We start from the raw sequence: 5,390 nt of genomic DNA, 5'->3' as shown, positions 1-5,390 counted from the left end.
GCCATCTGAAGCAGGTTGCCGATGATGTAGGCCGAGATGAAGTCGGCGATGTTCTCCACCGTCAACGACACCGTCGGCACCCGCAGGTCCAAGACGTAGGTGGAGATCCACAACGGCGCCATGCTCAGCAGCACGCCCACGCCGCTGAACACAAAAAACAGCAGCGCCTCGTGGTGACGCTCACGACCGCCGCGGTCCCGGAAGCTCCACTCCCTGTTCAAGATGTAGGAGGCGATGACCGCGACGATGCCAGCGATGACCTTGGCGGTCACCGGCTTGGGCTCCAGAATCGTCAGTTTGAGGGTGTAGAAGATCGTCGAGTCGATGACCAAGGTGGTCGCGCCGACGATCGCGAACTTGATCAGTTCGTGATGGCGTTCGGCGTAAGGACGGATCGGCCGCGGTAACCGCGCGATCGTGGCATCGGCAAAGGACACAATGTCGCAGTGTACGTACTGCCCGTTAACCGCGCCCAACGAAGGTGTCGCCGCCGGTAAACACGCCGTTCAACGGCCATGACACCATAAATGCCGTGACGAGTACCCCGACCGCTGCACCGCTCGTCGCGATGGTCGGCGGCGGTCAACTCGCCCGGATGACCCACCAGGCCGCGATCGCCCTGGGCCAGAGCCTGCGGGTGCTGGCCGCCGACGCCGACGACCCGGCAGCTCAGGTGAGCCCGGACGTGGTCATCGGCTCGCACACGAACCTCGACGATCTGCGTCGTGTCGCCGCCGGCGCCGACGCGTTGACCTTCGATCATGAGCACGTCCCGACCGAGCTGCTCGAGAAGCTGGTCGCCGAGGGCGTCAACGTGGCGCCGCCGCCGGAGGCTTTAATTCACGCGCAGGACAAACTCCTCATGCGGCGACGTCTGGAAGCGCTGGGCGCCCCGGTGCCGCGCTATGCGGCGGTGGAACGGCTTGACGACGTCGAGGCGTTCGCGGCGCGCATCGGCGGCCCGATCGTGGTCAAAGCGGTCCGCGGTGGCTACGACGGTCGCGGGGTGCGCATGGCGGCCGACCTGGCGCAGGCCCGCGAGATCGTGCGTCAGTATTTGGACGCTGGCGTGCCGGCGTTGGTCGAGGAGCGGGTCGCGATGCGCCGCGAACTGTCGGCACTGGTGGCGCGGTCACCGTACGGGCAGGGCGCGGCGTGGCCGGTGGTGGAGACGGTGCAGCGCGACGGCATCTGCGTGCTGGTGATCGCGCCGGCCCCGGCGCTGCCCGACGACGTCGGCGCCGCGGCCCAGCAGCTGGCGTTGCGGTTGGCGGCCGAACTCGGCGTCGTCGGTGTGTTGGCCGTCGAGCTGTTCGAGACGGTCGATGGGCAGCTGCTGGTCAATGAATTGGCGATGCGACCACACAATTCCGGGCATTGGACCATGGACGGGGCGCGGACCAGCCAGTTCGAGCAGCACCTGCGCGCGGTGCTTGACTATCCGCTCGGTGATACCGATGCGACGGTCCCGGTGACGGTGATGGCCAACGTGTTGGGCGCCGCGGAAACGCCGACGATGACGGTCGACGAGCGGCTGCACCACCTGTTCGCGCGGATGCCCGATGCTCGGGTTCACCTCTACGGCAAGGGCGAACGGCCGGGCCGCAAGATCGGCCACGTCAACTTTCTCGGCGACCATGTCGCGGAGCTGGCGAATCTGCGCGAGCGCGCCGAGCTGGCGGCACACTGGTTATCAGACGGGCAGTGGACGGACGGATGGGATCCGCATGGCTAAAGCCCCCCGGGTCGGGGTGATCATGGGCAGCGACAGCGACTGGTCGGTGATGGCCGACGCCGCCGACGCGCTTGCCGAGTTCGACATTGCTTACGAGGTCGGCGTGGTGTCGGCGCACCGCACTCCGGGGCGGATGCTCGACTACGCCCGAACCGCGGCCGATCGTGGCATCGAGGTGGTCATCGCCGGTGCCGGCGGGGCGGCGCACCTGCCGGGCATGGTGGCCTCGGCCACACCGCTGCCGGTGATCGGTGTCCCGGTGCCGCTGGCCCGGCTCGACGGCCTGGACTCGCTGCTGTCCATTGCGCAGATGCCGGCCGGAGTGCCGGTGGCCACCGTGTCGATCGGCGGCGCCCGCAACGCGGGTCTGTTGGCGGTCCGCATTTTGGCGGTATCGGATCCGGCGTTGCGCGGCCGGATCGTCGCGTTCCAAGATCAGCTGGCGGAGTCGGTACTGGCCAAGGATGCGGCGCTGCAGGAACGTCAAGGTAAAGTTACCGGCGAGTAGCAAAAGGAGGCCGAGATGGCGCAGTGGGCCGGGGACCCGTCGTTCGATGTGTACAAGTTGCCGGAGGAGCACGAGGAACTGCGGGTGGCGATCCGCGCGCTGGCGGAAAAGGAAATCCTTCCCTACGCCGCCGAGGTCGACGAGCATTCCCGGTTTCCGGAGGAGGCGCTGGCGGCGCTGAATGCGTCCGGTTTCAACGCCGTTCACATTCCCGAGGCGTACGGCGGTCAGGGCGCGGACTCGGTGGCGGCCTGCATCGTGATCGAGGAGGTCGCCCGCGTCGACGCTTCTGCCTCGTTGATCCCCGCCGTGAACAAGCTGGGCACCATGGGCCTCATCCTCCGGGGTTCAGAGGAGCTGAAGAACCAGGTGCTGCCGGCACTGGCCACCGAGGGGGCGATGGCCTCGTATGCGCTTTCTGAACGAGAGGCCGGCAGCGACGCGGCGTCGATGCGGACTCGGGCCAAGGCCGACGGCGACGACTGGATCCTCAACGGCACCAAGTGCTGGATCACCAACGGCGGCAAGTCGACTTGGTACACGGTGATGGCCGTGACCGACCCGGACAAGGGTGCCAACGGGATCTCGGCGTTTATGGTGCACAAGGACGACGAGGGATTTAGCGCCGGTCCCAAGGAAAAGAAGATGGGCATCAAGGGCTCACCGACGACCGAGTTGTACTTCGAGAACTGCCGCGTCCCGGGCGATCGGATGATCGGTGAGCCCGGCACCGGGTTCAAGACCGCACTGCAGACCCTCGACCACACTCGGCCCACCGTCGGTGCCCAGGCGGTGGGCATCGCGCAGGGCGCGGTCGACGCGGCGGTCGCTTATACCAAGGACCGCAAACAGTTTGGCAAGTCGATCTCCGAGTTCCAGGGTGTGCAGTTCGAGCTGGCCGACATGGCGATGAAAGTCGAAGCGGCCCGGCTGATGGTCTACACCGCCGCTGCGCGCGCCGAACGCGGCGAGCCGAATCTCGGATTCATCTCCGCGGCCGCAAAGTGCTTCGCCTCCGACACCGCCATGGATGTGACGGAGGCGGCTGTGCAGCTCTTCGGCGGCGCCGGCTATACCACTGACTTCCCCGTGGAGCGGTTTATGCGCGACGCCAAGATCACCCAGATCTACGAGGGCACCAACCAGATTCAGCGCGTGGTGATGTCACGCGCACTGCTGCGCTGATTGGCATTGCGCTCGGCCATGATTCGTTGATGCCGATCGGCGGCTCTCGTTCGCTTGCGGCGGGGCATCATCGCGCCGCGATCGACGCACTCACGGGCCCTCGAAGTGGGCAACTCGAGCAAGCCTGTCGGCAAGCACAATTCGGGGACGAGCAGCCTGCTACCCGACACCGTGCGATAAGTGTGGCTCGACGGTGAGGTCCACATCAGCGTGCCGTCGGGCAGCTGTTTATCGTGCCAACCGGTGACGCCGCTCCAGAAAGTCTTGAGTAAGTGTTGGCATCGGATTGCTGAAGAACGTTTAAGCCCTTGTCATGTTTGGAGTCCACCCTCATCTTCGCCCAGGCGGCGTAGCCAGTACCAGTTGGCATTTTTCTTGGCAAATTTCAGTCCCAGCCTCTGGATCGGAAAGCTTTTGTGCTCGATGCGCTCGATGGCGAATTCGTCTTGAAATCGGTCGGGGATCTCGTTGTCGGCGACCATGATTCCCTCCCACATCATTAACAGGGCACCGGGTTTCATGAGGGCGGCTACTTCGGGCACGTAGGCGGCCCTACCCTCGGACGACAGTGAGTGATAGCACCCGTTGTCAATCACAAGGTCGAAGGGTCCGGCGATACCGGAAGCGGATAGCTTGGTCACATCAGCCTCGAGGAACGCGGCGCCTGGGATGCCGGCGGCCTTCCTTTTGGCAAGCTGGATCGCTTTAGGGGAGAAGTCGACCCCGGTCGCGACCCAGCCGTGTTGAGCCAGATACGCCACGTTCGGGCTGGTGCCGCATCCCACATCCAGCGCGCGCCCCGGTGGCAGCGCTGATGGGCCCTCCACAGCATCGCGCACTTCGGGCGGGGTTGGTGTGTCCCAGATCGGTCGACCGATCCTAAACAGCACGTCAAACAGCGCACGTCGCCACATGATGGTCCTCCTAGAGAGGGTCGGGGATGGCGGGTCGGCCCAACAACTCTATGGGTGATGACGCAGCAGCGCACCCGGCGGCCGGGCGCCGTTCGTTCGTTCGTATTGCTTCGTCGGTGACTTTGGCCTCTAGAGCAGGACGTTCACGCAGGAGACGATGACGCGACGAGAGAGCAGACCCCTGATTCGAGGAGAAGCTCATGATCGAACTGCTGAAGGGCTTTCCCGACAACGTCGCTGCCTTCGCGTACCACGGGCACGTGACGAAGGCTGATTACGACCAGGTGCTCATACCAGACTTCGAAGATCGGCTGCATCGGCACCCGAAGCTGCGGATCTACTTCGAGATCGCCCCCGACTTGGAGGGCTTCGACCCCGGCGCGGTCTGGGAGGATCAGAAATTCGGCTTCGGCCACTTATTCGACTGGGAACGCTGCGCAGTGGTCACCGATGTCTCCTGGGCGAAACACCTCGCGAAGTTCAGCGCGTTGTTCGGCTTTCTCTATCCGGGGGAGTACCGGGCGTTTTCAGAAGCTGAAGCCGACAAAGCACGAGAATGGATTGCTGAAGCAGAACAGTGAGCGCCTGGCCCACCTGACTACTCGCACACATCAGCGGGGGATACGTTGCAAGAATCACCGTGCCGTCCGCCAGCTGCTTATCGTGCCAGCCGCCGAAGGTTTTCAGGGGATGATGCAGCCGCCACAGGCATTTGAGGTTAGAGGCATAGGTGGGCCCGCCATCGGCGTGCGGAACGGTGTGGTCGATTTTGGCGAGGTCGTTACGCGCAGGGAGGTTCTCGGCCGAGACGCGTTTGATAAAGATTCGTAAAGGTTGACCCTTCAGGTGTAAGGGTGCCGTTTAGCTGGGGGGTCGGCGTCTCAAATTTCGCGTACGCCTGACTTCGTGCGCAACGCCCAATACCAACCCGTTGAACCAGGCGCGCGGTGGTTTTCGCGGGTGCTCGACGGTGACCGACCGTGGGGATTTTATGACGTCAAAATCAGTCAGTACGCTGTTCGGCGCTACCGGTTGATCATCTACCCAC

The 5,390-nt window shown here is 64.4% G+C and carries 7 protein-coding genes; 5 read left to right on the top strand and 2 right to left on the bottom strand.

Annotated features, from left to right (window positions below; translation table 11 throughout):
- Nucleotides 1-437: GtrA family protein (locus VKI00_RS17825; RefSeq protein WP_324439660.1), on the bottom strand; the 437-nt coding region annotated here is incomplete at its 3' end.
- 86 nt (nt 438-523) lie between these two features.
- Between VKI00_RS17825 and VKI00_RS17820 the strand changes: the two genes are divergently transcribed.
- Genes VKI00_RS17820 through VKI00_RS17810 form a run of 3 tightly spaced genes read left to right on the top strand, consistent with a single transcriptional unit; the run spans nt 524 to nt 3,428 of the window.
- Nucleotides 524-1,735 (top strand): 5-(carboxyamino)imidazole ribonucleotide synthase, encoded by a 1,212-nt coding sequence (locus tag VKI00_RS17820; RefSeq protein WP_414687231.1) that lies wholly within the window; start codon nt 524-526, stop codon nt 1,733-1,735.
- On the top strand, nt 1,728-2,243 hold the full coding sequence (purE, locus tag VKI00_RS17815; protein ID WP_324439658.1) for a 5-(carboxyamino)imidazole ribonucleotide mutase: 516 nt from the start codon (nt 1,728-1,730) through the stop codon (nt 2,241-2,243). The genes VKI00_RS17820 and purE overlap by 8 nt, the downstream gene beginning before the upstream one ends.
- Before the next feature lie 15 nt (nt 2,244-2,258).
- Complete coding sequence (locus VKI00_RS17810; RefSeq protein ID WP_324439656.1) at nt 2,259-3,428, top strand: acyl-CoA dehydrogenase; 1,170 nt, start codon at nt 2,259-2,261, stop codon at nt 3,426-3,428.
- A 311-nt stretch (nt 3,429-3,739) separates the two neighbouring features.
- Here the strand turns inward: VKI00_RS17810 and VKI00_RS17805 are convergent, their stop codons facing one another.
- A complete protein-coding gene (locus VKI00_RS17805) occupies nt 3,740-4,342 on the bottom strand; it encodes a class I SAM-dependent methyltransferase (protein ID WP_324439654.1) in 603 nt (200 codons plus the stop codon).
- A 200-nt stretch (nt 4,343-4,542) separates the two neighbouring features.
- Here VKI00_RS17805 and VKI00_RS17800 point away from each other — a divergent pair, with 200 nt between their 5' ends.
- Together VKI00_RS17800 and VKI00_RS33835 are read left to right on the top strand one after the other, a co-directional pair.
- Nucleotides 4,543-4,923 (top strand): STAS/SEC14 domain-containing protein, encoded by a 381-nt coding sequence (locus VKI00_RS17800; RefSeq protein ID WP_324439653.1) that lies wholly within the window; start codon nt 4,543-4,545, stop codon nt 4,921-4,923.
- A 325-nt stretch (nt 4,924-5,248) separates the two neighbouring features.
- A partial coding sequence (locus VKI00_RS33835) for a DUF6611 family protein (RefSeq protein ID WP_414687197.1) occupies nt 5,249-5,390 on the top strand: 142 nt, incomplete at its 3' end.

Source organism: Mycobacterium sp. (assembly GCF_035314665.1).
GTDB lineage: Bacteria > Actinomycetota > Actinomycetes > Mycobacteriales > Mycobacteriaceae > Mycobacterium.
Note: the sequence above shows the minus strand (reverse complement) of the source record. Positions and strands in the feature narration are given on the sequence as shown.

Coding starts and splice junctions, on each gene's coding strand:
- purE (WP_324439658.1), top strand. CDS start 1,728: ATGGCTAAAGCCCCCCGGGTCGGGGTGATCATGGGCAGCGACAGCGAC.
- VKI00_RS17810 (WP_324439656.1), top strand. CDS start 2,259: ATGGCGCAGTGGGCCGGGGACCCGTCGTTCGATGTGTACAAGTTGCCG.
- VKI00_RS17805 (WP_324439654.1), bottom strand. CDS start 4,342: ATGTGGCGACGTGCGCTGTTTGACGTGCTGTTTAGGATCGGTCGACCG.
- VKI00_RS17800 (WP_324439653.1), top strand. CDS start 4,543: ATGATCGAACTGCTGAAGGGCTTTCCCGACAACGTCGCTGCCTTCGCG.